Origin of the sequence: Crystallibacter degradans, assembly GCF_012952295.1 — a bacterium.
GTDB lineage: Bacteria > Actinomycetota > Actinomycetes > Actinomycetales > Micrococcaceae > Crystallibacter > Crystallibacter degradans.
The window spans coordinates 16,302-42,863 of sequence record NZ_JABBCH010000008.1 but is presented as its reverse complement, the minus strand read 5'-3'; the positions used below and the strand labels follow the sequence as shown (position 1 = coordinate 42,863).

Sequence of the window (26,562 nt, the reverse complement as noted above, 5' to 3'; positions counted from 1 at the left end):
CTAGAAAAGTTTGGCGGCTTTGATCTCCACAGGCTCCTCCAGCTCAAGCAGGAACCTTTTGCGCTCGAGTCCGCCTGCATAACCCACCAGCCGGCCGTCTGCTCCGACAACCCGGTGGCACGGCACAATAATCGAGATTGGGTTACGGCCATTGGCATTGCCGACGGCCTGGGCAAGATGCGTGTCACCGAGCTCCCGGGCGAGCTGTCCGTAGGAGCAGGTCTGGCCGTACGGAATCCTCTGCAGCAAATCCCACACTTTCAGCTGGAACGCGTCGCCCTTGGGGTTCAGCGGCAGGTCGAACTCCGTGCGCTCGCCGGCAAAATACTCGGACAGCTGGCGTTTGGCGTCGATAAACCCAGCGTCCTCGCGGGGACCAAAGGCCTCGGTATCCGGCATCCGTTTATGGGCAGGAAAATACGCACCGGTCAGGGACCCGTCGACTGCCACGAGGGTGAGCTCGCCGATGGGAGTGTCGATTACGGAGTGCACTGCAGGCATGGTAAAGCTCCTTCCACGAGACCATTATCTCCGATAGGCAAACGTACGGGCGGGCAGTTGTGTGAGGTTCAGGAACGACTGCAATAAATACGTAACGCGATTGTTTCTTATTCAATCGAAGCATAGGCTACCCTTACTTTTGTTCGTTACCTCTGAGCCGAGGAGTCCCATCGTGGCCCTTTCCCGTGTCCGCGGCATGCTTGCCGCAGCCGCCGTTGTTCTTCTGTCCGTATCCGCCTGTTCCACCGGTCCTGCCGATGGTTCCACAGGGGGTGAAACCGCCGCAGGGTCTTCGGACGCATTCCCGGTGACCATTGAGCATGCCTTTGGCGAGACCGTCATCGAAGAGCAGCCCGAACGTGTGGCCACAGTTTCCTGGGTGAACGACGACGTAGCGCTATCGCTCGGCGTCGTGCCGGTCGGAATGCCTGCAGTCGAGTGGGGCGGAAACGAGAACAAGTCCACGCCGTGGAAGGATGCCAAGCTTGAGGAGCTCGGGGCTCCCATTGGTTCCGAGAAGGCCCCGGAGCAGTACTCCGAAGCCGATGGCATCGCGTTTGATGAGATTGCGGCGCTGACCCCGGATGTCATTTTGGCCGCCTACTCCGGCCTGACCCAGGAAGACTACGACACCTTGAGCAAGATCGCTCCGGTGGTGGCTTATCCGGAACTGGCCTACGGCACGGACTGGCAGGACTCGACGATGATGATCGGAGAGGCGCTGGGCAAGACCGAGGAAGCCAAGAAGCTGGTCGCCGAGACCGAGCAGACGATCGATGCCAAGGCCTCCGAGTACCCGCAGCTCGCGGGCAAGTCGTTTATCTACGGCAATCTGGAGCCCGCTAAGGGTGACGGCGTCAACGTCTACACGATGAACGACAACCGTCCGAAGTTCCTCACCAGCATCGGCATGAAGCAGGCCGACGTCGTCACCAATGCCACCAGCGACTCCGGCGAGTTCTTCATCCCGTGGTCCGCCGAGAAGGCCAACGAGCTCGAATCTGACATCTTTGTCACCTGGGTGCCCGATGCCAAGACCAAGCAGCAGGTCATCGAGGACCCGCTGCTGAGCCAGATTCCCGCCGTCGAAAATGACGCGTTGGTTGCCGATTCGGACAACACCCTGACGCTGTCCATCTCAGCCGCATCCCCGCTGAGCCTGCCGTGGGCACTGGATCAGTTCCTGCCGATGCTCGGCGAAGCAGCCGACGCAGCGGAAGCCGCGGACTCCAAATAATCCCGATACACGCAGCAGCATAAGGGCGCCCGGTTTGACCGGGCGCCCTTATGCTGCCCATCACATAGTCTTGTTGTGCCCGCATGCGGGCGGAGGTGCCAGCAAGGCATAAGCACGACCAACGGGGTGGGGCAGTGGTGGATACGGTCAGCGGAGCGCGTCGGGCGCTGTCGAGCGGCATGCTCATCGCCGGCGTGCTGCTGGTTGCTGCCAATCTGCGGCCGGTGCTCACCAGCGTCGGGCCGCTGCTGGACCAGATCGGGGCGGACACCGGCCTGGGCGCGGCAGCGCTGGGGCTGCTGGCTGCCGTCCCGCTGCTGGCCTTCGGGGTCATTTCACCGCTGGCCCACGGGCTGAGCGAGAAGTTCGGGGTGGAGCGTACCGTTTTCACCGCGCTCCTGCTGCTCATCGCAGGCACCTTCCTGCGGCCGGCTCCCGGCAGTATCGTCAATCTCTGGCTGGGAACGTTCATTATCGGTGCGGCCATCGCCGTCGGCAATGTGCTGCTGCCTGCGATCCTCAAGCGGGACTTCCCGGACAAGATGGCCACGCTGACCGGCGCCTATTCCGCAGTGCTTGGTGGTATCGCTTCGCTCGGCGCAGGGCTCTCGGTGCCGCTGTCGCTGCTGCCAATTGACGACGGCGAACCGGCCGGTTGGCGCTTTGCCCTCGTCATCTACGTGGTGCTGACCATTCCGGCCGTGCTGGTCTGGCTGCCCCGGCTTCGGGTCCGCGCCAGCTCCGCCCAGGCCGAACGCAACGCCGCTGTGCCCGCGCCTGTCCGCGGATCCGTGTGGAGATCCGGGGTCGCCTGGCAGGTCACCTTGTATATGGGGCTGCAATCCATGGCGTTCTACATTCTGATCACGTGGCTGCCCACGCTGGAACGTTCACACGGCCGTGGGGATGTGGCCTCCGGCTGGGACCTGATGATGTTCCAGCTGATCGGCATCGTCTCCAGCCTCCTGACCCCGCTGATCCTGAAGGGGAAAAACCAGCGGTTCCCGGCTGCGTTGCCCCCGCTGCTGATTGTTGCCGGCGTGCTGGGAATCCTGCTTCTGCCCGGGGCCATGCTGCTGTGGGTTCTGGTTGCCGGGTTCGGTTGCGGCAGCTCGTTGGTGACGGCCTTGGCGCTGTTCGGACTGCGCACCCGCACCCACCGGGAAGCCAGCGCACTCTCCGGCATGGCCCAGTCGATCGGCTATCTGCTGGCAGCCGCCGGGCCGCCGCTCTTCGGCGGACTGTTCGCCGCGACCGGTCAGTGGGAAGCTTCGCTGGTCATGCTGTGCGTGGTTTCCGGCGCGCAGGCCGTGACTGGCCTGTTTGCCGGCAGGGACAGGTTCGCCTTCGCCGGCTGAAGGCCGCTCAGCCGGCCCCAACGATCAGCAGGGTCGCGGAGAACACCAGTCCGGACGCGATCAGCGTGATGACGGTGTAGCCGAGGATGTCCCGCATTTTCAGCCCGGCGATGGCGAGCAGCGGCAGTGCCCAGAACGGCTGGATCATGTTGGTCCACTGGTCGCCGTAGGACACGGCCATGATGGCTACCGCCGGATCCACGTCGAGCCGGGCAGCGGCGTCGAGCATGATAGGTCCCTGGACCGCGAACTGGCCACCGCCGGAAGGAACGAAGAAGTTCACCAGCCCGGCGGAGAGCAGCGCGAGGAAGCCGAAGGTCTGCGGGGTGGAAACGTTCACGAAGAAATCGGACAGCACGGTGATCAGCCCGGTGGCGGTCATGATGCCCATAATGCCGGCGTAGAGCGGGAACTGGAGCAGGATGTCACCCACGTTGGACGCGGCGTTCTTGATCAACGCAATCAGCTCAAACGGGTTGCGCACCAGCAGGAAGATCAGCGTCAAGAAGGACCAGTTCACAATATCCAGGGTCAGCGTACCGCCCTGGCTGAAGTGGATCACCAGGTAGGCCACCAGCGCCACTCCGACCACCAGGGTCAGAATACGGCTGGCGTCCACGCGGTCGGCCGGCGTGACCACCTCGTCGTCCAGATCCGCCTCGCCTTCGCGGGCATCCACGGCAAGTTCCACGATCTTGTCATCGCCGCGCGGTGCTACCAGGGCCAGCGCGCCGCCGACCACGATGACGGTGGCCACCGCCGCGAGGATGTTCCAGAGCGAGAACGTTGTTTCGCTGACCGGGATGGTGCGGCCGAGTTGCTCGGCCAGGAAGGATCCCTCGGTGGCGGCCGTCAGCGGGCCGGAACCGGAGTAGCCCATATGCCAGACCACAAAGCCGGAGAAAGCTGCCGCCACCAGCATCGGGAAGTGCAGCCGCACGCCTTTGGCCCGCAACTGGGCCGCAACCTCCTTGGCTAGCAGCGCGCCTACCACCAGGCCGAGTCCCCAGGTGATCAGGGAGGCGATCGCCGCGATGACAAAAACGAACACGTACGCCTGGACGGGGCTGCGCGGCAGGCCCCCCAGGAACGAGAGCAGTTTTCGGACCGGCCGCGTATTGGCCAAGGTGTGGCCCAGCAGCAGGATCAGCGCCATCTGCGTCATGAAGGCCAGCAGGCCGGACAACCCGTCGCCCCAGCCCTTGATGACCTCGACCGGCCCGGCGTCGGTGAGGATCAGGGCCATGATCGCCACGACCACGCTCAGCACGATCGCGAAAACCAGCGCACTGGGGATGTACCGCTCCACCAGCGAATTGACCGGGCGCATGAAAGCGGAGACCGGATTTCTGCCCTTGCTGCTTACCGATGACATGGAAACCTCCTGCGTAGCGACGTCGTTGTCGGCGCGTAGGGCGCCAATTAGTTGCCTTAGACCCTTACCATAGCGACGAGTGTCACATTTGCGCGGGATCTCAGGGACTCCCGGATACAACACGGCCATCCGGATGCCGCAAATTCCGGTCGCCATGGAAGCTCGTGCCGGTAGCGGGATAGGCTGAAACCATGAGCCAGACGAGCGCGCGCACCGAAAACTCAGCCCCCGCTACCGAGTACAGCACCAAGGGTGCCTACGTCCACACCGGCGAAGAGTTCACCCGGGACACCCATTACATCGAGGACCGGATTGTCCGCGGCGGGGACAACCCCAACGAGGGCCGCTGGCCGGTGGAGCCGGGGCGCTACCGCCTGGTTGCCGCGCGTGCCTGCCCCTGGGCCAACCGGGCCATCATTGTCCGCCGGCTACTGGGCCTCGAGGACGTTCTTTCCATCGGCATGCCCGGCCCCACTCATGATGCGCGCAGCTGGACCTTCGACCTGGACGACGGCGGCAAGGACCCGGTCCTTGGCATCGAGCGCCTGCAGCAGGCCTACTTCAAGCGCTTCCCGGACTACCCGCGTGGCATCACGGTTCCCGCCGTCGTCGATATTGCCTCCGGGGCCGTGGTGACCAACAACTACCCGCAGATCACGTTGGACTTCGCCACCGAGTGGACGGAGTTCCACCGCGAGGGCGCCCCGGACCTCTACCCGGAGCACCTGCGCGAGGAGATGGCCGAGGTAAACAAGCGGGTGTTCACCGAGGTCAACAACGGCGTCTACCGCTGCGGTTTCGCCGGCTCGCAGGAGGCCTACAACAAGGCGTACGAACGGCTCTGGACCGCGATGGACTGGCTCGAGGAGCGACTCACCACCCGCCGCTACCTGATGGGGGAGTCCATTACCGAAGCGGACGTGCGCCTCTTCACCACGCTGGTGCGCTTTGATCCGGTCTACCACGGCCACTTCAAGTGCAACCGGAACAAGCTCACGGAGATGCCCGCGCTGTGGGGCTACGCCCGCGACCTGTTCCAGACTCCCGGCTTCGGCGACACGATCGACTTCGAGCAGATCAAGCAGCACTACTACATCGTGCACGAGGACATTAACCCCACGCAGATTGTCCCGCAGGGCCCGGACGTGGCCAACTGGCTGAGCGACCACGGCCGGGAGGCCCTCGGCGGCAGCCCCTTCGGCAACGGCGCCGCCCCGGGACCGGTCCGCGACTCGGAGCGGGTGAGCGCCGGGCACAACCCCCTCTACCCGGCATGAACAACGACGGCGGTGCCTCCGCACAGACGCAGCTGCGGCCGAGGATTGCGGTCAGCTACGCGCAGGACGCGGCCTCCCATCCGGCGTGGTTCTCCGAGGTGCTGGCTGATCTTGCCCGCCGGGCGGTGGCAGGCTTGGACGCTGCCGGGGCCAATGCCGTCGTTATCAACGCCTCTTCCGGGCACGTGTTCACCGCCAAGGATTACGACGGCGTGCTCATTCTCGGCGGGGGAGACGTGGATCCGGCGCGGTATGGCGGCAACGCCGATGAGCCGACCGTGCATTGTGTCGACACGGTCGCGGATGAAACCGAGATCGACCTGGTCATCGGCGCCGTGGAGAACGGCCGGCCCGTCCTCGGGATCTGCCGCGGGCTGCAGCTCATCAACGTGGCCTTCGCCGGTTCCCTGACCGAAGACCTGGGACCGGAGTCCCTCCACAAGATTCATCAGGAACGGCCGCCGATGGCCAGCCACCCCGTGGCGATCGGCCGCGGAACCTTGCTGGCCGGAGCGATTGGCCCGGGCGAAACGATGGTCCGGTCCGGGCACCACCAGGCAGTGCGCAGGCTCGGCGACCGGCTCCGTGTGGTGGCGGCCGCCCCTGACGGTGTGGTGGAAGCGGTGGAACTGGCACGCCGGGATGAGGGCTGGCTGCTTGCCGTGCAGTGGCATCCCGAGGCCGAAGGCACCCCTGATGGGCAGCTTGAGGCTTTGCTGGAAGCCTTCGTCACTGCCTGCCGGGAGCGGATAGAACCACCCGGACCCGCCTGAGCTGGGCGCTTGAGTTGCCGGCCTATATGGCCAGGTGGCGGTCCGCATAGGTTTTCATGGCGTCCCGAACGAATCCGGCACCGGCCTCGCCGCCGTAGTTCGCGCCGAAACGGGAGTCTGCCACATACATCTCGCCCAGTCCGGTGAAGTACCCGTAGGAGATTTCCTGGCCGCCATTCGCACTGGCAAGCCAATCGAGCTGCCGCTGGGCCAAGGTCTGGGCTTCATCGCTGTCGGCCGGGATGCCTGATGCCGCGGCGGCGGTCCAAGCCGCCATAAGGTCCTTCGTCCGGTCCATCCAGGCCGTGCGTTCGCCCGAACTCAGGCCGCGCCACCACTGATCACCCTTTGCATAGGCCTCTGCGCCCCAGCGTTCTTCGACCTCCTCTTTGTACTTCGTGTGGTCGAAACCATCGAACATTTCGTCAGCCATCAGCTGCTCGCCTCTCTCCATCTTGTTGATTGTTGACTGGACCGACACGATCTGGCGTTCGATCCGGTCCCGTTCCTGAACCAGGATTTCCAGGTGTCCGCGCAGGGCGGCGGTCGTTTCGGTACGGCCGCGCACTACCTTGGCAATCTCCGGCAGGCCTAAACCCAGCTGGCGCAGCAGCAGGATGCGCTGCAGCGTCAGCAAGGAGCCGTCGTCGTAATAGCGGTACCCGTTGTGGCCGATACGGCTGGGTTCCAGCAGGCCGATGTCCTGATAGTGGCGCAGCGTCCTGCTGGTGGTGCCGGCGGCCCTGGCGACCTCCTGAATGGACCATTCCATGCGATGGCCTCCCTTCTGCCTTTTTTTATATCCTTCACTATCCGTGTTGACGTAACGTCAAGGTCAAGGCCTCCGGTAGCTCAGCCGCCCTCCGGAAAATTCAGCCTGAGTTTCCCGCGCGCTGGCTCTGGCGGAGACGCGTGGGGTTACGATCGACAGCGTGACCAGACGCCGTGATAGCAGTGCCGCAGCCGATGCCGCGGCGCCTCATGGTTCCGGCCCCTCCCACGCGGAGATCCGGGTGCCGGCAGCGTTGGCTTTGGTGCTGGCTGTGTTCGGCGGCATTGGACTGGCGGTGCAGGGACGGCTCAACAGTGAGCTGGGCGTGCAGTTGCAGGACCGGATCGGTGCCGCGCTGATCAGCTTCGGCACCGGATTCATCGCCGTGCTGGTGTTCGCCACGGTTCTTCCGTCCGCGCGCGCTCGCCTGCGCCGGGTGCCCAGCCTGTTCCGGCAACGGCGGTACCCGCCGTGGTACCTGCTGGCCGGACTGATCGGGGCGTTCTATGTTTTCACGCAGACCGTCGCCGTAGGGCCCATCGGCCTCTCGCTGTTCACGATCGCCGTGGTCACCGGACAGCTGGCCTCGGGCCTGGTTGTTGACCGGCTGGGACTTGGCTCGGGCAAGAAGATTCCGGTCAACGGCGTCCGGGTCGCCGGCGCCGTACTGGCACTGGCCGCAGCGGTGACGGCGGCGTTGCCGCATTTCGGAAACTCCCTGAGCACCGCGCTGCTGGTCCTGTTCATGCTGCTCCCGCTGGCGGCCGGGCTGATGCAGAGCGTGCAGCAGGGCATGCTGGGGCAGATCGCCACCGTGCATGGCAGCCCGGTCATCTCCACCTTGTTCAATTTCGGCACCGGCACGGTGGCACTGCTGGCAGTCTGGACAACCCAAGCCTTGACCAGCGGGCAAACCGGACTCCTGACCCCGCAATGGTGGCTGTATACGGGCGGGCCGCTGGGAACGCTGGTGCTGGGCGCTGCCACGCTCAGCGTCGCCAATACCGGTGTTCTGCTGACCAGCCTGGCCATGATTGGCGGGCAGTTGGTGGGCTCGCTGGTCCTGGACATCCTCTGGCCGACGGCCGGAAGCCTCGTCGGTGCGGCAACCATCGCCGGCATCGTGCTGACGTCGTTGGCGCTGGTCATCGCCTCCCGGCCGTGGCGAGGGAAAGGGCGGGCACGCCGATAGCGGAGCGGCCCCGGGAAGGTGCCTGGCCGGCTAGCTGGTAGAACGGAATGTTTCCATCTGCCGGTGCCGCCGCAGCAGGCTCTCCCGCCGGTGGTTGTCGTCGCCAGCGGTCAGTTCAATGTGGCGTTTGCCGAACCGCCACAGCAGCACGTCGTCGAGCAACCGGTCCGGACCGGGGGAGTAGCGGTGCTCCAGCGCCTCGCGGACGGAAGTAATGACCGCCGCCTGGAGCAGATCGACGAGATCAGTGGTGGTCTTCAACCCGTGTGCGGCCACAAGTTCGGCAGCCCAGCCCCAATCGTCGTCGGACTTGCGGTCCACATGGGGCAGCAGTGTCTGCCAGACCTCGCGGATCCGCCGAGGTGTCAGCGGCGCGGCACCTTCACCCTCTTCATCCCAATAGCCGGTAACCGTCTCGTAGCGCTCATACAGCTCCGAGAAGGTGGATTCCACCGCCTCGAGCATCGCTGCCGTGGCGGTGAACTGCCTGTCTAAGTAGGGGCTCCACGCCCGCGGGTTGGAGGCTTTGAAACGGATGTCGTGCTCAATTTCAGACCAGGCATGGGCCAGAATGGTGCGGATCTGGACCTCGAACACGTGGCTGCCGTTGGGCCTGGCTGGTTCTCCCAGCACCTCTTGGAAACGCTTGACCGCAGGATTCTGGATGGTGCGGATGAGCAGGTGCCGGCTGGAATAGCCGTACGTTCCTGACTCGATCGAGCCGATGTCCTTCTCCCGGTCTGCCCGGATGTCGAATTCGCTGCGCTGGCGTTTGATCTGGCTGGCCGCTTCGCGGATCTCATGCGGCAGACTGACGATCACGCGGACCCCGACCATGTCATGCATATCGCGCAGCGGATCAGGATACTCGAGGCTTGGGGCATCCCCGGCGACGGCTGGTTGCAGGGTGCGTGAAGCCTTTTCCCGGAACGAGGCGACGGTCTTGGTCCGTGCCGTGACGAACAGCGGCTTCAGCTCCGTCTCCTGGAAGATGTCCCGGATGGTCGTCTGCACCTCGCGCGTGACGGCCTCGATTTCGGGGCGCACCCGTTCGAACTGACGAGTGCTGGCTTCAACGGCCGGACGCAGCTCATCATCCAGCCGGTCCCAATGCGTTCCCATGATCGGCTCCTCGGGCGTGCGGCAGTGCAGGGTGCTGCACCACGAACAACCTACCAAGTCCTCCGTTGCCTACCGATACTTGCGGTGCTGGTCTTCCTTCGTGGAGGGCCCTTCGGATGGCTCGGAGATCCACGGTCCGGTTCCTTCGGACGGATCGATGATGCCGCGCTCCAGCCAGACGTAGTCTCCGTCCAGCACCTTCCCGGCCAGTCGCCGGTCCGGCGTGTCCGAGTTTCGCCAGAGCTCGGTGAACAGGTGCCGGACGCGCTCGCGGGACTGCAGGCAGAAGGCATCCGCCAGCTCGTAGGCGCTCTTTCCCTCGGAGGGGTTCTGGCTGCGCAGCAGTTCGGCCCGGCTGCAGACCGCGGCCATGGCAAAGAGCTCGGCGCCGATATCCACGATCCGGCCCAGGAAGACTTGCCGGTGTTCCAGCTTGGCCTGCCAGCGGCCCATGCCGGCGAAGGTGTGCCGGGCGAGTTTCCGCGAGGACCGCTCGACGAACCGCAGATGCCCGGCCAACCGCCCGAACCCGCCGTACGAGGTGGGGTTCATCCCCTGGCCAGTCAGGAGTTGCGGCAGCCAGCGGGCATAGAAGCCGCTGGCTCCGATGGCAGCCCGGGCCTTGGCGGCCAGATCCGCGTCCGCGGAGGCAAGGTCACCGGCCGCGGCCAGATGGGCGTCTACGGCCTCCCGCGCAATGAGCAGGTGCATGATTTCGGTGGACCCCTCGAAGATGCGGTTGATCCGCATGTCCCGCAGTTGCTGCTCGGCCGGCACGGCCCGCTCGCCGCGGGCGGCCAGGGAGGCTGCGGTCTCGAAGCCGCGTCCGCCACGGATCTGTACCAGCTCGTCTGCAACCTTGTAGACCATTTCGCTGGACCAGAGCTTGGCCAAGGCCGCCTCGATCCGTACGTCCTTCATACCGGTGTCTGCCAGCGCCGCCGACAGTTCAAAGACCGACTCCAGGGCAAACGCGGTGGCGGCGATGAAGGCAATCTTCTTTCCCACAGCCTCGTGGCGACCCACCGGCCGGCCCCACTGGACCCTTGCGTTGGACCACTCGCGGGCGATCTTCAGCGACCACTTTCCGGAGGCCGCGCAGAGGGCCGGCATGGCCAGCCGCCCGGTGTTCAGCGTGGTCAGCGCGATCTTCAGACCCTTGCCTTCGCCGCCCAGCCGGTTGGCCGCCGGCACTTTGACATTGTCGAAGCGGGTCAGCCCATTTTCGATGCCTCTCAACCCCATGAAGGCATTGCGGTTTTCCACCGTGATGCCGGCCGCGTCAGCTTCGACGACGAAGGCGGAAATGCCGCCTGGTCCGCCGTCGTGCGCCGGAACCTTGGCCATGACCACAACGAGTTCGGCGATGACCCCGTTGGTGGTCCAGAGCTTGCTGCCGTTGATCACGTACGATTCGCCGTCGTCGGTGGGGGTTGCTGTGGTGCCGAGCCGGGCCGGATCCGACCCGACGTCGGGCTCGGTGAGCAGGAACGCCGAGACCGCACCGGCAGCGCACCGGGGCAGGAAGCGCTGTTTCTGGTCCTCGCTGCCGAAGACCTTGACGGGCTCCGGCACGCCGATGGACAGGTGCGCCGAGAACAGGGCGCCGAGACTCGGATGCACGGATCCCAGCAGCATCAGCGCACGGCCGTAGTAAGTCAGGGACAGGCCCAGCCCGCCGTACTCCACCGGGATCTTCATGCCGAAGGCGCCGAGTTCCGCCAGCTCCGCCAGATACTCGTCCGGGATCTTCGCGTCGCGTTCGATCCGGGCTCCATCCATGGTCCGCGCGTACTTTTCCAGCTGTTCCAGGAAGACATCTCCGGCTGCCGCATCCTCCGGCGAAGGCACCGGGTGCGGGTGGATGAGGTCCATCTCGAAGCGGCCCAGATAGAGGCTCTTTGCAAAGCTCGGCCGCGTCCATTCCGACTCGCGGGCCGCCTCGGCCACAGCGCGTGCATCGCGCTCCGTGACGTCGGCGCTTTGGCTGGTGGGTAGGTGTTGTTCAGTTCCGGTACTCATGGCAGTCCCCTTTGACCAGGGTCTGCCGCAGGCCGGAGACCCTTTAGCTGTCCTTCAATGTTACTCCCGGGTAGACGTTTTTGTTACTGCCTGGTACGCGCCAGCCGTAACCGTTGGCCGGGCCGGCGCTTCAGTGCTCTGCTGCTGCCAGCAGGTCCAAGATGGCCGCGGCGCACGCTCGGGGCTGCTCCCAATGCACCAGATGGCCGGCATCGGGAATGGGCGCATGCCGCCATGTGGGGTGGGCGGCAAGGAAATCCTGCACGATGTCCGGCGGGCGTGTGGCATCCCGGACTCCGGTGACCACGAGAGTCGGGGCCGTGATTTTGTCCGGTACATCCTCTGCCGCGCCGGTCAGGCCGGCCAGCATGCTCGAACGCACGACGGCGGCCGGCAGCCTAAAGGGGGCCAGGAACCTTTCTCGGTCCGCACCTTGCGGCGCGTTTCCGCCGCGGAACCAGGCCGCGATCATTTCTTCGGCGGCTTCCTCGCCGGGCTGCTCCGGTCCGCCAAACAGGCGGGTGAGCCGGTCCACGGTTGCCTGCGAAGGCTCGACCGGGACCATCCCTGCCAAGGTGAGTGACGCCGTCGTGCGCGGAAAACGGGCGGCGATGGTGGCCGCGATGCTGCCGCCGAGCGAGTGGCCCACCCAGTGCACCGGTCCGGCGGCGGCGAATTTGAGCGCGAAGTCGGCGGCGACGTTTTCCACCGTCCACTCAAAATCCGGCTCGAGCGGCCCGCGGTAGCCCGGTAAGTCCAGGTTCAGCACCGCGTGCCCGGCCTCGCGCAGGTAACCGGCGAGCGGATTCCAGTAGCTGGCGGGGCAGGCCCAGCCGTGCAGCAGGACGATCGGTGCGGACATGCTTCGAGTATGCCCGAGGCCAGTGTCCAGTGGCTGTTGCAATCAATTAGGGCAGCAAATCGTTTCTTAATCTGCGCCACAGTAGGCTAGCCTTACTTAAGTCTTTTTCAGTAGGTCAGGAGGTGGACTGTGGGAGCAGAGGTGTCTGTGCCAACCCGCATCGATCAGCGCCCCCGCGGCCCCGTGCCCGAGGGCGCTTCCGCGGGGTCCGAGCACCTCGCCGCAGCGCCCCGGCATCCGGCCAAGTCCGGAAACCGCCGCGCGCTGGCAGGCATCCCCGTGGTCCTGGTGGTCCTGGCCGTGGTCTGTTTCGCCTCGCTGGCCTTCGGGGCCCGGCCCATCAGCTTCGAAACACTCATCGCGGCCCTGACTGATTTCGATCCGGCCAACGGCGACCATGCGGTGGTGCACTCGCGCATTCCGCGGACCGTGACGGCCCTGCTGGTCGGCGCGGCCCTGGGCGTTGCCGGTGCCGCAATGCAGGGCGTGGCCCGGAATCCGCTGGCGGACCCGGGCATCCTCGGCGTGAACGCCGGCGCGGCGCTGGCCGTGGTTACCGGCATCTACGTCTTCGGCATCAGCAGCCTGACCGGCTACATCTGGTTCGCCTTCGTCGGCGCGGCGGTTGCCGCCGTCGTTGTTTATGGCATTGCCAGCCTGGGCCGCGAAGGCGCGACGCCGATCAAGCTGGCGCTCGCCGGCGCAGCGCTCACTGCCGGGCTCAGCTCGCTCATGAACGCCATCTTGGTCAGCAGCCAGGACACGCTGGATGCCTTCCGGTTCTGGCAGGTCGGCAACGTCAGCGGGCGCGGCTGGGACGTTATTCTGCCGGTCATTCCGTTTGTTGCCGTGGGCCTGCTGATCACGCTGCTCACCGGCCGGATCCTGAACAACCTCTCGCTGGGCGACGACGTGGCGCGCGGGCTTGGGCAGAAGGTAGGCCTCTCCCGCGCCATCACCGCCCTTGGCGTGGTCATCCTGTGCGGCTCGGCGACCGCGCTGGCCGGGCCGATTGCCTTCGTGGGGCTGGTCATTCCGCACATGGTCCGCGCGTTCACCGGGCCGGACTACCGCTGGATCCTGCCGTTCTCGCTGGTGTTGGCGCCGGTGCTGCTGCTGGGAGCGGATATCGTGGGCCGGCTGATCGCGCTGCCCGGCGAGGTCCAGGCCGGCATCATGACCGCCATTATCGGTGCGCCCGTCTTCATCTGGCTGGTCCGCCGGCGGAAGGCGGCCGGACTGTGAGCAAATTGCTGCAGGGTGCAGTGACAGCACCGGAGAGCGCAAAACGGCTCCCGGCTGCGGAAACGGTGCTGCCCAGCACCGTTTTGGCGGGCAAGAACCGCTCCGGCAAGCAGGACAGCTACGGCAGCAAGCGCCCTGCCGGCTGCCAGCACCATTCCGCCCGCCAGCGCCGACGCCGCGTTGTGGTTGCGGCATTGGGCGCCGCCGTCGTTATTCTCTTCTTTGTCAATGTCCTGCTGGGCAGCTATACCGTGACCATTCCCGACTTTTTCCGGCTGCTTGGCGGCGCGGACATTCCGGGCGCGAGTTTCATCGTGATGGAGAACAAGCTGCCGCGGGCGGTCACCGGCACGTTGATCGGCGTGGCGTTCGGCCTGGCCGGCACGATTTTCCAGACCATGCTGCGCAACCCGCTGGCCAGTCCGGACATCATCGGGATCAGCTACGGTGCCAGCGCCTCGGCCGTGGCCGCCATGGTGGTTTTCGGGTTGACCGGCGTGGCGGTGTCCATGGCCGCGATGATCGGCGCGCTGGCGATCGCCTTGCTGATCTATCTGGTGTCGCACCGCTCCGGAGCCTCCGGCGGGGCCAGCGCGCGGCTGATCCTGATCGGCATCGGGTTCGCCGCGATCATGCAGGCCGTGGTCGGCTACCTGATGACGCGCACCGACATCCGCACGGCGCAGGGCGCGCTGGTCTGGCTCAACGGCTCGCTGAACTCCAGCAACTGGGACCGCGTGGCCGTGCTCGCCGCCAGCCTGGTGCTGCTGCTTCCGGCTGTGGCGATGCTCTCGCGCAGCCTCCGCGGCCTGGAAATGGGCGACGACGCCGCCGCCGGTCTGGGCGTGCGGGTGGGGCCTGCGCGGCTGGGACTGGTGGTCACCGCGGTGCTGCTGGCCGCCGTCGCTACTGCGGCAGCCGGGCCGGTGGCTTTCGTGGCGTTCCTGGCCGGGCCGATTGCCCGCCGGCTGCTGGGCGGGGCCGGTTCGCTGGTTGCCGCGGCCGGTGTCGGCGCGGTGATCGTGCTCGCCGCGGACTTCGCCGCCGCCAACCTGATTCCCATGTTCCTGACCAACGGCACGGCTTTGCCGGTGGGAGTGGTGACCGGTGCCCTCGGCGCGCCGTTCCTGCTCTGGCTGCTGGTCACTACCAACCGCGTCGGCCGAGGAGGCTAAATGCGCACTCTCCAGTCCCGGAACCTCACGCTGGGCTATGACCAGCGCCCAGTGGTGCAGGACCTCACGGTGGAACTGCCCGCGGGGCAGGTGTCCATCATTGTGGGCGCCAACGCCTGCGGGAAGTCCACACTGCTGCGCGGGCTCGCCCGGCTGCTCAAGCCCACCGCCGGCACGGTGATGCTGGACGGCAAGGACATCCACGCCCGTTCCACGCGCGAGGTGGCCCGGGTCCTCGGCCTGCTACCGCAGACGCCCACGGCGCCGGACGGGATCAGCGTCGCCGAGCTGGTGGGCCGCGGCCGCTACCCGCACCAGGGCTGGTTCCGGCAATGGACGGCCAAGGACGACGTCGCCGTGAACGCGGCCATGGCGGCAACGGACACGGAAGAGCTGGCCGGGCGGGATGTGGACGAGCTCTCCGGGGGTCAGCGCCAGCGGGTCTGGATCGCCATGGCCCTAGCCCAGGAAACGGACATCCTGCTGCTGGACGAGCCAACCACCTTCCTGGACGTCACGCACCAGATCGAGGTGCTGGATCTGGTCACGGACCTGAACCGACGCAAGGGCACCACCGTGGCCATTGTGCTGCACGACCTGAACCTGGCCGCGCGCTATGCCGACCACCTGATCGCCATGAAGGCCGGCGAGGTGGTAGCCGAGGGACCGCCGTCGGACGTAGTGACCGAGCAACTGGTGTCCGACGTCTTCGGGCTCGAATCCCTCGTCATTCCTGATCCGGTGTCCGGCACGCCGATGGTCGTCCCGGTAGGACGCCACCACAGCAACGGCGGCAGCATGCCGTCCGCAGCATGACCGCCGCCAAGCACGCCCCTTCGAACGGAGAATCACGATGACGGCACTCGCCACCGAAACAGCAGTCACCCCCGTCCTGGCTTTCGACGTCGACGTCGCAGCCGTGCGGGAACTGTCGCCGAACTTCCGCCGGATCACGTTCGCCGGAGAAGGGCTCAGGCTTTTCGGCGTCGACGGCCCCACGCTGGACCTGCGCATCAAGGTAGTGGTTCCTGCCCTGGATGCGGACGGTCGCGAAATCCCGCTGCCGGCTTTCGGCGACCCCCGCGCGCCGGAATCAGGCCCGGGCGCCACCGCGCTGACCGGCGGGTGGTACCAGCACTGGCTGTCGCTCGACGAGCGCACGCGCGGCTCCATGCGCACCTACACGGTCCGGGACTTCCGCTACGGGAAGACTCCGGAGCTCGACGTCGACTTTGTGATGCATTTCGACGCCGATGGCAAGGGCGGGCCCGCCTCGATGTGGGCGGACCGTGCGATGGCCGGAGACCGGGTCACGATCATCGGGCCCAACGCCGGCGCCGTCAACTGCACCACGGCCAAGAACTACGGGGGCATCGAGTGGCGTCCCGGCCTGGCGTCGCATGTGCTGCTCGCCGGCGATGAGACCGCTGTCCCGGCGATCGCCGCCATCCTGGCCGCGCTGCCGGCGGACATGACTGGCAACGCCATCCTCGAAGTGCCCGACGTCGCGGACTTCCAGGAGCTGGTGACCGGGGCCGACATGGAAGTGCAGTGGCTGGCGCGCGGCGGCCGTCCGCACGGTGAGCTGCTCGATGCGGCGGTGCGGAACGCCGTCCTTGTTCCCGGTGCCGGCCTGCGGCAGGGCGAGGGCGACGAGCCAGAGGACGTGGACATTGACAGCGTCATCCTGTGGGAAACCACGGTGGAATCCACGCGGCCGTTCTACGCCTGGATTGCCGGCGAGGCCGCGGTTATCCGGGAGCTGCGCCGTTACCTGGTGCGGGACGTCGGCATCGACCGCAAGCAGGTGGCCTTCATGGGTTACTGGCGGCAGGGCAAGGCCGAAGCCTGAGGGCCACGCGTGTTGGACTTGAGCTGCCCGGCGTAGGCGAGAATTGACGCATGACCATCGCCAAGTCCGTCCTGCTCTTCGCCCTGGCCGCCCTCGCCGAGATCGGCGGTGCCTGGCTGATCTGGCAGGCGGTGCGCGAAGACCGGGCCTGGTGGTTTGCCGGGTTGGGGGTCATGGCCTTGGGCGCCTACGGCTTCATCGCGGCTTTCCAACCGGATGCCAATTTCGGCCGGGTCCTGGCCGGCTACGGCGGGATCTTTATTGCCGGCTCGTTGGCCTGGGGCATGGTGATGGACGGTTTCCAGCCGGACCGCTGGGACTACACCGGGGCCGCGATTGCCCTGGCCGGGGTGGCGGTACTCATGTATGCTCCGCGCGACGGTGCCTGACCCCGGCCTTATTCCGCCTGCTCAGAACAGCTCCGCCACGTCCCGCCCGGCAAGGCCCAGCGGCACCGGCAAACCTATTGTGCCGTCGCCCGTGCCCGGCAGAAGCAGCAACATCCCGGCCGCGGTGAGGACAATCAGGTCGGGGGATCTGTCCGCATTGAAGTCGCCGGGCGTGGCTACGGACATCACCCTGAACCTAACGCCGCCTGCCTGCACCGGGTCCTCGGCCTGTCCGCTGCCGGTTCCGGCCAGCAGCCAGAATCTTCCGACGGCGTCCAGCGACATGATGTCGGCCCTTCCATCGCCGTCGAAGTCGCCGGGGGAGAAGACACGGGCCGGCGGGCGGATGCCGTGCAGGATCAGCGTCCGTGGCCTCAGGCCAGAAGCGTGTCCCCGATGCAGCCACAGCGCCCCGCTGTCGTCGCGGGTAATGACGTCGGGCCTGGAATCGCCGTCGAAATCTCCGGGCAGAAGGAAATCGCGCACGCCGGTCCAGCCCGGGCCGAGTACCCGGAGGGGCTTGGTCCCGCCCAAGCCGTCGCCGGGATGCAGCAGCAGCACGCCGTTCCGGTGCAGGGTGAGGATGTCATGGCGGCCGTCGCCGTCGAAATCGCCCGCCGAGTCCATTTCACTGGCCTTGGGCCACTTCCCGGCGCCGGTACTCGCCATTCCCAGCCGGCCTGCCGGGGATGACGGAATAAACCAGAGGGATCCGTCAAGCGTGCGGGCAAAGAATTCGCTGCGGTTGTCCGGGGAGAAGGTCCGCGAATAGACCCGGACCGGCCGGGCCGGTGCGGGCGTCGTTTCATAGTCGTCCGCCGAAGCTTCGACATTGCCGGTGAGGGTCACGCCGCGCCAATCCGGCGTCAGAGACAAGACCCGGTGGTAGCCGTCGGGGTGCCCGTCCAGTGTGTCCCGCCAGCTGTAGTCGTAGGTGAGGACGGAGCCCGGCGCAGAGAATTCGAAGCCTTCCAAAGACAGCTCCCCGCCCACCACGGGCTCGCCCGCAATCAGCGGCGGCGAGACAATTTCGATGTCCCGCGGCACCAGCCCGACGGCGGGCACGGCGGTCACGACAGCGGTGGGGGGACATGCAGAGTGTGAGGGCAGCTTGCCGGCTTCCAAAGCCGGCTGCGGCACAAACAGGCACAGCACGCAGACAATTCCGGCCAGTCGATGCTGGCCGCCGCGCTTGTGCATGCGCCATGTCTGTTCCCGGAAGGAAGCTGTCCGGATCCGCCCCGCCCGGACCTTTCAGAAGTATTCTCCAGCGTACGCCGCGCATCCTCCGCGGGGAATGGGCACAGAACGTGCCGAAGCCATCTTTCCGACCGCGACGTAGCCGGTGGCGGTTCCACTGCATGGCAGTTCGTACCTGGCGCAGGTGGGCGGGAAGTTCATGCGGTGCGGCCGGGAGCGCAGTCGGCGGAACCCGCGGTCGGGATCTTGGTCGAGGCCGGTTATTGCTTACGTTGTGTCACAATTGCCCCTGCGTTGCGAAAAATAAAGCGATTCACGCAGTTTGCTTGCACGATTCCACCTCTGCGCGCTACGGTGTGAGCCTGCTCACCCAGAGGTGGGCAGTGCTTATGATCTGCGGCGGGAGAGTCCTGCCGGTACATTCAGCAGGCGCCGTAGGAGCAAACCCTCCCCGGGAATCTCTCAGGCCAAAGTACCGCCGCGGATAGGCAACTCTGGAAAGCAGTCAGGCAGCAGCCTGGCTCACCGACGGTGCAAGCGGCGCCTGCGAGAGCAGGGGACGCGGAATCTCTCAGGTCCATGACAGAGCGGGGAGGAGCCCGAATCAAAGTGCCACGGCAGTGGCACTTGAACGATGGAGTTCCTCATGACCGTTCCACCTGTCTCCACCGCGATGGATGAAGCCCCCCACCTTGAGCGCCAGCTCTCCAACCGCCATATCCAGCTGATCGCGATCGGCGGGGCCATCAACTTCGCCGCAAGGCAGCGCATCTGGCCCGCTACGCGGCGTTCCGCGCCGACCTAGACGCCAAAGCCCGGCACGACGCCGAAGCCCGCGAGAACTCCGCCACGGTGGAAGCCGGATAGTTCTGCCCGGTCAGGCAGCCACCCATACCGCCAGACTCCGCCCGGACAGCCCTGGGCATTACCGATTTCGTTCACAGCGCTGATCAGCGCGTTCACGCATAGGAGCACAACCCCATGACCGACGTTCTTTGGTTTTCCGAACTTGGCCTGTCCGACCTTGAGAAGGTCGGGGGCAAAAACGCCTCCCTTGGGGAGATGATCCGCGGCCTGGCCACGGCCGGGGTCAGGGTTCCTGACGGTTTCGCCACGACGGCGGACGCCTACCGGCGTTTCCTGGGCGAGTCCGGCCTTGACGATCGGATCGCCGCGATCCTCCACGACCTGGACAGCGACAACGTGACCGCACTGGCCCAGGCCGGCACACAGATCCGGGACCTGATCTGCCATACTCCGTTCCCGGCCGGTTTCGAGGAGCAGATCCGGGCCGCGTACGGCCAGCTGGTTGAAACCCACGGCGGGGATGCGGAGGTGTCCTGGGCGGTGCGCTCCAGCGCCACGGCCGAGGACCTGCCGGATGCTTCCTTTGCCGGCCAGCAGGAGACCTTCCTGAACATCCGGGGCGTGGAGAATGTCCTCCACGCGATCAAGGACGTTTTTGCCTCGCTCTACAATGACCGGGCCATTGCCTACCGCGTCCATCACGGTTTCACCCATTCGGAGGTTGCCCTCTCGGCCGGTATCCAGCGCATGGTCCGCTCCGACATCGGCACCTCCGGCGTGATGTTCACGATGGATACCGAGTCCGGCTTCAACGACGCCGTGTTCATCACCTCCTCCTACGGCCTAGGCGAAGCAGTGGTCCAGGGAGCGGTGAATCCTGACGAGTTCTACGTGTACAAGCCCGCCCTGGCCGCGGGCCGTCCGGCGGTCCTCAAGCGCGGACTCGGCGAAAAAGCCGTCCAGATGACCTACACCGAGTCCCGGGAGGTCGGCCGGACGGTCGATTTCGTACCCGTGCCACGCGAGCAGCGCGGCAGGTTCAGCCTCAGCGATGTCGAAGTCGAGCAGCTCGCCCGGCACGCGGTGGCGATCGAAGCCCATTATGGCCGCCCCATGGACATTGAGTGGGGCAAGGACGGCGTGGACGGGGAACTGTACATCCTGCAGGCCCGCCCCGAGACCGTCCAGTCCCGCCAGGCCAGCGGCACCATTTCCCGCTACAAGCTCAACGAGCACTCCAAGGTCCTGGCCGAAGGCCGGGCCATTGGCCAACGGATCGGCGCCGGCCAGGTGCGTGTGCTGTCCTCGATCGACCAGATGGCCTCGTTCCAGCCCGGCGACGTCCTGGTGGCGAATATGACCGACCCGGACTGGGAACCGATCATGAAGAAGGCCGCGGCGATCGTGACCGACCGCGGCGGTCGCACCTGCCACGCGGCAATCATTGCCCGGGAACTGGGTATCCCGGCTGTGGTCGGCACCGGAAACGCGTCCCGGATCCTGGCCGACGGAGCACCGGTGACCGTCTCCTGCGCCGAGGGCGAGGCCGGGCTGGTCTACGAGGGGCTGCTCGATTACACGCTGCACGAAACCACGGTGGATACAATGCCGCCGGCGCCGGTTCAGATCATGATGAACGTAGGCACGCCCGAACAGGCCTTCAGCTTCTCCCGGCTCCCGCACAGCGGCGTCGGCCTGGCCCGTCTGGAATTCATCATAAACCGGCAGATCGGCATCCACCCCAACGCCCTGCTGGCCTTGGAAGGCGAGATCGAGCGCCCCGCCGCGCTGTCCGACTACACGGTGCAGCAGATCCGGGAAAAGACCGCCGCCTACGACGGGCCCCGGGACTACTACGTCCGCCGGCTGGCCGAGGGCATCGCCACCATCGCCGCCGCCTTCGCGCCGGAACCGGTGATCATCCGGCTCTCGGACTTCAAGTCCAACGAGTACGCCAACCTGCTCGGCGGCCCCGCCTTCGAGCCGGTCGAAGAGAACCCGATGATCGGGTACCGTGGTGCCTCCCGGTACCTCTCGCCGTCGTTCCGCAAGGCGTTCGAGCTCGAGTGCGAGGCCCTGAAGTTCGCGCGCAACGAGATGGGCCTGTCCAACATCAAGCTCATGGTCCCGTTCGTACGCACCCTTGAGGAAGCGCAGGGGGTGACCGAGCTGCTCGCCGCCAACGGGCTGCGCCGGGGTGAGGACGGGCTTCGGATCGTTATGATGTGCGAACTGCCGGCCAACGCCCTGCTGGCTGATGAGTTCCTGGACTACTTCGACGGCTTTTCCATCGGCTCCAATGACCTGACCCAGCTCACCCTCGGCCTGGACCGGGACTCCGCGCTCGTCGCCGGCGGCTTCGACGAACGCAACCCAGCGGTGAAGAAGCTCCTGGAGATGGCGATCGCCGCCTGCCGTGCCCGCGGGAAGTACGTCGGCATCTGCGGCCAGGGCCCCAGCGACCATCCGGACTTTGCGGAATGGCTGCTGGAGCAAGGCATCAGCTCCATCTCACTCAACCCGGACGCCGTGACGGACACCTGGCTGCGCCTGGCCCGGACCGGCAACCGCTCCACGGTCTCAAGCGCAGATCCGGGCAAGACCCGTTGACCAGCACCAGTGAACTCAAAACCACGGGGGCGGAGCGCGCCCCCGCTCCCGTGGTTTTCTTCCTCTCGAACAGCACTGGCATCACCGCCGAGACGCTGGGCAACACTTTGCTGACCCAGTTTCCCGGCCATCGGTTCGAACGCCGCACCATTCCCTTTATCACCACCACCGAGGAGGCAAAACGTGTCGTCCGCACGATTGACAGCCTCGCGGCCGCGGGCCCGCGGCCGATCGTCTTCTCGACGGCGGTCAATCGGGATATGCGCGCGATCCTCTCGCAGAGCAAGGGGCACTTTGTGGACCTGTACGATGCCCACATCGCACAGTTGGAGAGTGCCCTGCAGGCAACCGCGAGCGGAGAACCGGGCAGGGCCCACGGCGTTGGCGACGCCATCCGCTATCAGTCCCGCATGACCGCCGTCGAGTACGCCATGGAACATGACGACGGCCAGTCCATCCGAGCCCTCGGGCGCGCGGCACTGATCCTTATCGCCCCATCGCGGTGCGGCAAAACTCCGACAGCAATGTATCTGGCGCTGCAGCACGGGATCTTGGCTGCGAACTTCCCCCTGATCGAGGAGGATTTTTCCCGGCAGTCGCTCCCGGATCCGCTGCTGCCCTATATCCACAAATGTTTTGGGCTGACCTCCCTGCCGGTCAGGCTGAGCCAGATACGCCAGGAACGCCGCCCGGACACCACCTATGCCTCGCTGGCCCAATGCAGCTACGAACTGCGTAACGCCGAGGAGATGTACAGGTCCAACGGGGTGCCCTCCATGAACTCCGCCTCCATGTCGGTCGAGGAAATCTCCGCCACGATCCTCCAACGGATGCAGCTGAGCCACTGACTAACCAAACGCCGGCACTGGCTCTGCACCAGTAGTCACGCCGGAGTTTGTTAATCTGTCAGAGTGACTTTTACTCAACGGTTTGTGGCGCTTGGTGACTCCTTCACGGAAGGCGTCGGCGATAAAGACCCACAACTGCCTAACGGGGTGCGCGGCTGGGCTGACAGGGTGGCGGAGCAGTTGATGCTGGCGGGCCAGGGCTGGGGTTATGCCAATCTGGCGATCCGCGGGAAGAAGATCCGGCAGGTGCTCGCCGAGCAGATCGAACCGGCCTTGGCGCTGGAGCCCACGCTCGTGACCGTCTACGCGGGTGGCAACGACATCCTGCGCCCGAGTGTGGACATCGACGAACTGATGAAAGCGTACGACGGCGGCATCGCCAGACTTGCGCAGTCCGGTGCCGACGTCGTTATGTTCACCGGTTTCGATTCCGCCGGATCAGCCGTTTTCGGGAAGACCCGGGGCCGCACAGCGATCTATAACGAGTGGGTGCGCGAAATCGCCGAGAAGCACGGCGCGCGGATTGTGGACTACTGGCGGATGAGGGAGTTCCAGGACTGGCGGTACTGGGACGAAGACCGGCTCCATATGTCCGCCGCCGGGCATACCCTCATGGCCAAGCGGGTGCTGGAGACCTTGCAGGTAGACGATCTTATTGAGCTTCCGGAACTGCCGGCCTTGAGCACGCTGACGCGGCGTGAATCGCTGGTGGCCAACGCCCGCTGGACCAGGGAGCACGTTGGGCCGTGGATCGCCCGCCGGCTGCGCGGTGTTTCCTCCGGGGACAGCCTAGGGCCAAAGTACCCCCAGCTGGCCAGCCTGAACGTGCGGACGTAGGCATGGGCGGCGGACCTGACTCCACGGCAGGCATCAACCACCAGCATGCAAACGAACCGCACGGTTCCGGCATAGCCACCCGGTTGAACTGGCTGCGCGCGGGCGTCCTCGGGGCCAACGACGGTATCGTTTCGGTCGCCGCCATCGTGGTCGGGGTGGCAGGTGCCACCTCGGATGTCGGTGCCCTGCTGGCTGCCACGCTCGCCGCCGTGATTGGCGGTGCCATCTCCATGGCTTTGGGAGAGTACGTCTCAGTCTCCAGTTCCAGCGACAGCCAGAATGCCCTCATTGCCAAAGAGTCCCGCGAACTTGAGCAGATGCCCGAGGAAGAGCTTGCGGAACTGGCAGGAATCTACGAGTCCAAAGGTGTCAGCGCGGCCACCGCACGGCAGGTCGCCCTGGAACTCACCAGGCATAACGCCCTGGGCGCGCACCTGGAGGCAGAATTGGGCATCGATCCAAACGAGGTAGCGAGTCCATGGCACGCTGCCTTTGCCTCTTTCATCGCTTTCGTCGCCGGTGCCGCCCTGCCGGCCCTGGCCATCCTGCTGCCAGCGGAAGGCCTGCGGGTTCCCGTGACATTCGCCGCGACGCTGCTGGCCCTGGCCGGAACCGGCGGCCTGGGTGCCTACCTCGGCGGTGCACGCATCCTGCCTGCCGTGACGCGGGTTGTCATTGGCGGAGCGCTGGCGCTAATGGCCACGTTCCTGATCGGTTCATGGCTCGGTACCAGCGGCATCGTCTAACCCCGCTGACGCGGACCACGGCAAAGCCAGGAGGAAAAGTTGAATCGTCAAGTATGTGGCAGAATAGAGGTATGACTTCTGCACGTTGGCTTGATCCCGAAGAACGCCAGGCTTGGCTTGCCTTGCTGGCTGTAACCACCCTGCTGCCCGGCAATCTGGACGGCGCCTTGCAGCGTGAGGCCAAAGTCACGCTCTTCGACTACAACGTCCTGGCTATGCTCTCCGAGGCGGAGGACCGTTCATTGCCGATGAGCGAGCTGGCTTCACGCACCTACTCGTCCCTGTCCCGGCTCTCCCATGTGGTCAAGAAGCTGGAACTGCGCGGCTGGGTCAAGCGCAGTCCGTGCGCCGAGGACGCCAGGGTCACCATGGCTACCCTGACCGAAGAGGGCTACTCCGCCATCGAGCAGCTTGCCCCGGCCCACGTCGAGTCCGTGCGCGATGCGGTATTTGACGGGCTCGACCACAAGGATGTTGCCGATCTGGAGCGGTTGGGCAAGAAAATCGTCCAGCGGCTGGAGCCGAGCAGCTGGGTACTGCGCGAGCCCCGCATCAACAGCTGAGCCCTCACGCCCCGGTTCCTTATCGCCGGCGGTGTTCCCGGTTTGGCTGAAACGCCGCCGGGCCCTAAGATGGAGAGGCGTTAAGTCACGCAACCTGTGGGTCGTCCGCGCCAGCTGGGCAGAAATGTGCAGCCAGGCCAGGTCAGCCGATAAGTTGCGTGAATTCCCGTGTCAACCTAGAATTTAAGGCTGTTGCTGAGCCGGTCCCTTCGGGGATCAGCGGTATGCGGCGCCTGGACTTCACCGTCTTCCCCGCGGCGAGGCACTTCGGCTGGATCTCACCCCGCCTGGTTCACCTCCGGAAAGTCGCAGTAATAACGGTGTCAAAACTGGTGACGGGCGCTCTTACACGCAGATTCAGAGGCAGCTACACCGCTGTATCTGTGCAGGTCCGTCAATATTTACTAAAACTTGGAGGAGAGATCATGGCAGCTCATTGCCAGGTGACCGGAGCCGTACCCGGCTTTGGCCACAGCATTTCGCACTCGCACCGCCGCAACAAGCGCCGGTTCGATCCGAATATCCAGAAGAAGCGCTACTGGGTTCCGTCCCTGCGCCGCAACGTCACGCTGCAGCTTTCTGCCCGCGGCATCAAGACCATCGACGTCCGCGGTATTGACGCCGTCGTCGGCGAACTGATCGCGAAGGGTGTGAAGCTCTAGTGGCAAAGGACAAGGACGTACGTCCCATCATCAAGCTGAAGTCCACCGCGGGCACCGGCTTCACTTACGTCACGCGTAAGAACCGTCGTAACGACCCGGACCGTCTGGTCCTGAAGAAGTACGACCCGAAGATCCGCAAGCACGTCGAATTCCGAGAGGAGCGCTAAGACATGGCAAAGAAGTCCAAGATTGCTCGCAACGAGCAGCGCAAGGTCATCGTCGAGCGCTACGCTGAAAAGCGCCTCGAACTGAAGAAGACCCTGGTTGACGAAAACGCATCCGACGAGGCACGCGAAGCAGCCCGCCTGGGCCTGCAGAAGCTGCCCCGCAATGCTTCTCCCGTCCGCCTGCGCAACCGCGACCAGATCGACGGTCGCCCCCGCGGCACCCTCCAGAAGTTCGGCATTTCCCGTGTTCGCTTCCGCAACATGGCGCATGCCGGCGAACTGCCGGGCATCAAGAAGTCCAGCTGGTAAAAACCGGCAGGCGATAGCCTCATGAAGAAAGGCGGTGGTCTTCGGACCGCCGCCTTTTTCATGTCTTCCGCCCGGTTCCTGAGCGTGATTACCGAGTTGAATCGGGCAAACGTCCCCAAAACTGGCAGATTCCCCACAATTTCGGGGAAAAATCGCCAGATCACGCGGAATTTGCCGGAACTTGGCGGCTTAACTGGTAAGTTTTCGGACAGAAGCTTTTCACGACCGTGCAAAGCTCTAATATCCGAAGTAGTCCAGGAGGACATAAATTGGCTATCAACCGTAGTGAACTGGTCGCAGCAGTAGCAGAGAAGGCTGGCACGAGCCAGACTGCAGTGAACGGCGTTCTGGACGCTGTCTTCGACATTTTCGCAACCTCCGTTGCCAAGGGTGAGAAGATCACCATCCCCGGCTGGCTCGCAGTTGAGCGCACCGACCGTGCAGCCCGCACCGGCCGCAACCCGCAGACCGGCGAAACCATCCAGATCGCCGCAGGCCACAGCGTCAAGCTGACTGCAGGTTCCAAGCTGAAGGCTGCTGTCTCCAACAAGAAGTAGACCAAACAACTTCTGACAAGGCCGCTGCCGGTTCCCGGCGGCGGTCTTGTCATTTAAACCCAAGGGCCGGAGGGTAGGGTGCTGCTGCGCGCAGATTGGCCGAA

At 65.4% G+C, this 26,562-nt stretch carries 27 protein-coding genes and 1 riboswitch; of the genes, 20 read left to right on the top strand and 7 right to left on the bottom strand.

All coding sequences use genetic code 11. From position 1 onward, the window contains the following. Positions 1 to 501, bottom strand: coding sequence for a methylated-DNA--[protein]-cysteine S-methyltransferase (locus HGO92_RS13725; protein ID WP_169995732.1), 501 nt, complete (start codon positions 499 to 501; stop codon positions 1 to 3). A gap of 196 nt (positions 502 to 697) precedes the next feature. Between HGO92_RS13725 and HGO92_RS13720 the strand changes: the two genes are divergently transcribed. After that, the gene (locus HGO92_RS13720; RefSeq protein WP_169995988.1) at positions 698 to 1,738 is read left to right on the top strand and encodes an iron-siderophore ABC transporter substrate-binding protein; all 1,041 of its coding nucleotides are present in this window, start codon (positions 698 to 700) and stop codon (positions 1,736 to 1,738) included. Positions 1,739 to 1,875: 137 nt separating this feature from the next. Then, positions 1,876 to 3,096 (top strand): MFS transporter, encoded by a 1,221-nt coding sequence (locus tag HGO92_RS13715; protein ID WP_169995712.1) that lies wholly within the window; start codon positions 1,876 to 1,878, stop codon positions 3,094 to 3,096. A 7-nt stretch (positions 3,097 to 3,103) separates the two neighbouring features. Here HGO92_RS13715 and HGO92_RS13710 read toward each other — a convergent pair whose 3' ends face one another. Further along, the gene (locus HGO92_RS13710) at positions 3,104 to 4,471 is read right to left on the bottom strand and encodes a short-chain fatty acid transporter (RefSeq protein ID WP_240974626.1); all 1,368 of its coding nucleotides are present in this window, start codon (positions 4,469 to 4,471) and stop codon (positions 3,104 to 3,106) included. 191 nt (positions 4,472 to 4,662) lie between these two features. Here HGO92_RS13710 and HGO92_RS13705 point away from each other — a divergent pair, with 191 nt between their 5' ends. Beyond that, positions 4,663 to 5,748: a glutathione S-transferase family protein gene (locus HGO92_RS13705; RefSeq protein WP_169995710.1), complete on the top strand. Its 1,086-nt coding sequence runs from the start codon at positions 4,663 to 4,665 to the stop codon at positions 5,746 to 5,748. Further along, the gene (locus HGO92_RS13700; RefSeq protein ID WP_169995708.1) at positions 5,745 to 6,521 is read left to right on the top strand and encodes a gamma-glutamyl-gamma-aminobutyrate hydrolase family protein; all 777 of its coding nucleotides are present in this window, start codon (positions 5,745 to 5,747) and stop codon (positions 6,519 to 6,521) included. The genes HGO92_RS13705 and HGO92_RS13700 overlap by 4 nt, the downstream gene beginning before the upstream one ends. A gap of 22 nt (positions 6,522 to 6,543) precedes the next feature. On the opposite strand, the gene HGO92_RS13695 is transcribed toward HGO92_RS13700, so the two are convergent. Beyond that, the gene (locus tag HGO92_RS13695) at positions 6,544 to 7,293 is read right to left on the bottom strand and encodes a MerR family transcriptional regulator (protein WP_169995706.1); all 750 of its coding nucleotides are present in this window, start codon (positions 7,291 to 7,293) and stop codon (positions 6,544 to 6,546) included. Positions 7,294 to 7,453: 160 nt separating this feature from the next. Here HGO92_RS13695 and HGO92_RS13690 point away from each other — a divergent pair, with 160 nt between their 5' ends. Continuing rightward, on the top strand, positions 7,454 to 8,485 hold the full coding sequence (locus HGO92_RS13690) for a DMT family transporter (RefSeq protein ID WP_169995704.1): 1,032 nt from the start codon (positions 7,454 to 7,456) through the stop codon (positions 8,483 to 8,485). Positions 8,486 to 8,515: 30 nt separating this feature from the next. Here the strand turns inward: HGO92_RS13690 and HGO92_RS13685 are convergent, their stop codons facing one another. The 3 genes from HGO92_RS13685 to HGO92_RS13675 all read right to left on the bottom strand — a co-directional run bounded on the left by HGO92_RS13685 (position 8,516) and on the right by HGO92_RS13675 (position 12,491). Next, positions 8,516 to 9,607 carry a GTP pyrophosphokinase gene (locus HGO92_RS13685; protein WP_169995702.1) on the bottom strand — a complete coding sequence of 364 codons (1,092 nt, stop codon included), beginning with the start codon at positions 9,605 to 9,607 and terminating at the stop codon, positions 8,516 to 8,518. Between the two features lie 69 nt (positions 9,608 to 9,676). Then, positions 9,677 to 11,629: an acyl-CoA dehydrogenase family protein gene (locus HGO92_RS13680; RefSeq protein ID WP_169995700.1), complete on the bottom strand. Its 1,953-nt coding sequence runs from the start codon at positions 11,627 to 11,629 to the stop codon at positions 9,677 to 9,679. 130 nt (positions 11,630 to 11,759) lie between these two features. Beyond that, positions 11,760 to 12,491, bottom strand: coding sequence for an alpha/beta fold hydrolase (locus tag HGO92_RS13675; protein ID WP_169995698.1), 732 nt, complete (start codon positions 12,489 to 12,491; stop codon positions 11,760 to 11,762). Between the two features lie 273 nt (positions 12,492 to 12,764). Between HGO92_RS13675 and HGO92_RS13670 the strand changes: the two genes are divergently transcribed. From HGO92_RS13670 to HGO92_RS13650, 5 genes are all read left to right on the top strand, one after another. Further along, complete coding sequence (locus tag HGO92_RS13670) at positions 12,765 to 13,736, top strand: FecCD family ABC transporter permease (RefSeq protein WP_346768967.1); 972 nt, start codon at positions 12,765 to 12,767, stop codon at positions 13,734 to 13,736. Between the two features lie 182 nt (positions 13,737 to 13,918). After that, positions 13,919 to 14,911 carry a FecCD family ABC transporter permease gene (locus HGO92_RS13665; protein ID WP_346768966.1) on the top strand — a complete coding sequence of 331 codons (993 nt, stop codon included), beginning with the start codon at positions 13,919 to 13,921 and terminating at the stop codon, positions 14,909 to 14,911. Then, complete coding sequence (locus tag HGO92_RS13660; RefSeq protein WP_169995696.1) at positions 14,912 to 15,727, top strand: ABC transporter ATP-binding protein; 816 nt, start codon at positions 14,912 to 14,914, stop codon at positions 15,725 to 15,727. It begins immediately after the preceding gene. 37 nt (positions 15,728 to 15,764) lie between these two features. Further along, positions 15,765 to 16,763: a siderophore-interacting protein gene (locus HGO92_RS13655; protein WP_169995694.1), complete on the top strand. Its 999-nt coding sequence runs from the start codon at positions 15,765 to 15,767 to the stop codon at positions 16,761 to 16,763. 50 nt (positions 16,764 to 16,813) lie between these two features. After that, entirely contained in the window at positions 16,814 to 17,152 is a 339-nt protein-coding gene (locus HGO92_RS13650; protein WP_169995692.1) for a YnfA family protein, read from the top strand. Positions 17,153 to 17,173: 21 nt separating this feature from the next. Here the strand turns inward: HGO92_RS13650 and HGO92_RS13645 are convergent, their stop codons facing one another. Continuing rightward, positions 17,174 to 18,352, bottom strand: a complete 1,179-nt coding sequence (locus HGO92_RS13645) for an FG-GAP repeat domain-containing protein (protein ID WP_169995690.1) — start codon at positions 18,350 to 18,352, stop codon at positions 17,174 to 17,176. 390 nt (positions 18,353 to 18,742) lie between these two features. Continuing rightward, positions 18,743 to 18,840, top strand: a riboswitch (glycine riboswitch). Between the two features lie 158 nt (positions 18,841 to 18,998). Here HGO92_RS13645 and HGO92_RS13640 point away from each other — a divergent pair. The 10 genes from HGO92_RS13640 (at position 18,999) to HGO92_RS13595 (ending at position 26,458) form a co-directional block, all read left to right on the top strand. Further along, on the top strand, positions 18,999 to 19,157 hold the full coding sequence (locus HGO92_RS13640; protein ID WP_169995657.1) for a hypothetical protein: 159 nt from the start codon (positions 18,999 to 19,001) through the stop codon (positions 19,155 to 19,157). A 176-nt stretch (positions 19,158 to 19,333) separates the two neighbouring features. Then, positions 19,334 to 21,769, top strand: coding sequence for a phosphoenolpyruvate synthase (gene ppsA / locus HGO92_RS13635; protein ID WP_169995688.1), 2,436 nt, complete (start codon positions 19,334 to 19,336; stop codon positions 21,767 to 21,769). Then, complete coding sequence (locus tag HGO92_RS13630) at positions 21,766 to 22,617, top strand: pyruvate, water dikinase regulatory protein (protein ID WP_169995655.1); 852 nt, start codon at positions 21,766 to 21,768, stop codon at positions 22,615 to 22,617. The genes ppsA and HGO92_RS13630 overlap by 4 nt, the downstream gene beginning before the upstream one ends. Before the next feature lie 63 nt (positions 22,618 to 22,680). Next, positions 22,681 to 23,454, top strand: coding sequence for a GDSL-type esterase/lipase family protein (locus HGO92_RS13625; protein ID WP_169995686.1), 774 nt, complete (start codon positions 22,681 to 22,683; stop codon positions 23,452 to 23,454). Positions 23,455 to 23,456: 2 nt separating this feature from the next. Beyond that, a complete protein-coding gene (locus tag HGO92_RS13620; protein ID WP_169995684.1) occupies positions 23,457 to 24,200 on the top strand; it encodes a VIT1/CCC1 transporter family protein in 744 nt (247 codons plus the stop codon). Between the two features lie 71 nt (positions 24,201 to 24,271). Then, the gene (locus tag HGO92_RS13615; RefSeq protein WP_169995682.1) at positions 24,272 to 24,763 is read left to right on the top strand and encodes a MarR family winged helix-turn-helix transcriptional regulator; all 492 of its coding nucleotides are present in this window, start codon (positions 24,272 to 24,274) and stop codon (positions 24,761 to 24,763) included. A 425-nt stretch (positions 24,764 to 25,188) separates the two neighbouring features. Beyond that, positions 25,189 to 25,425 (top strand): 50S ribosomal protein L28, encoded by a 237-nt coding sequence (gene rpmB / locus HGO92_RS13610; protein ID WP_074701032.1) that lies wholly within the window; start codon positions 25,189 to 25,191, stop codon positions 25,423 to 25,425. Further along, entirely contained in the window at positions 25,425 to 25,592 is a 168-nt protein-coding gene (gene rpmG, locus HGO92_RS13605; RefSeq protein ID WP_005266311.1) for a 50S ribosomal protein L33, read from the top strand. Before rpmB ends, rpmG begins: the two co-directional genes overlap by 1 nt. A 3-nt stretch (positions 25,593 to 25,595) precedes the next feature. Next, positions 25,596 to 25,901 (top strand): 30S ribosomal protein S14, encoded by a 306-nt coding sequence (gene rpsN, locus HGO92_RS13600; protein WP_169995680.1) that lies wholly within the window; start codon positions 25,596 to 25,598, stop codon positions 25,899 to 25,901. A 269-nt stretch (positions 25,902 to 26,170) separates the two neighbouring features. Next, a complete protein-coding gene (locus HGO92_RS13595; RefSeq protein ID WP_074701034.1) occupies positions 26,171 to 26,458 on the top strand; it encodes an HU family DNA-binding protein in 288 nt (95 codons plus the stop codon). Positions 26,459 to 26,562: the final 104 nt, after the last annotated feature.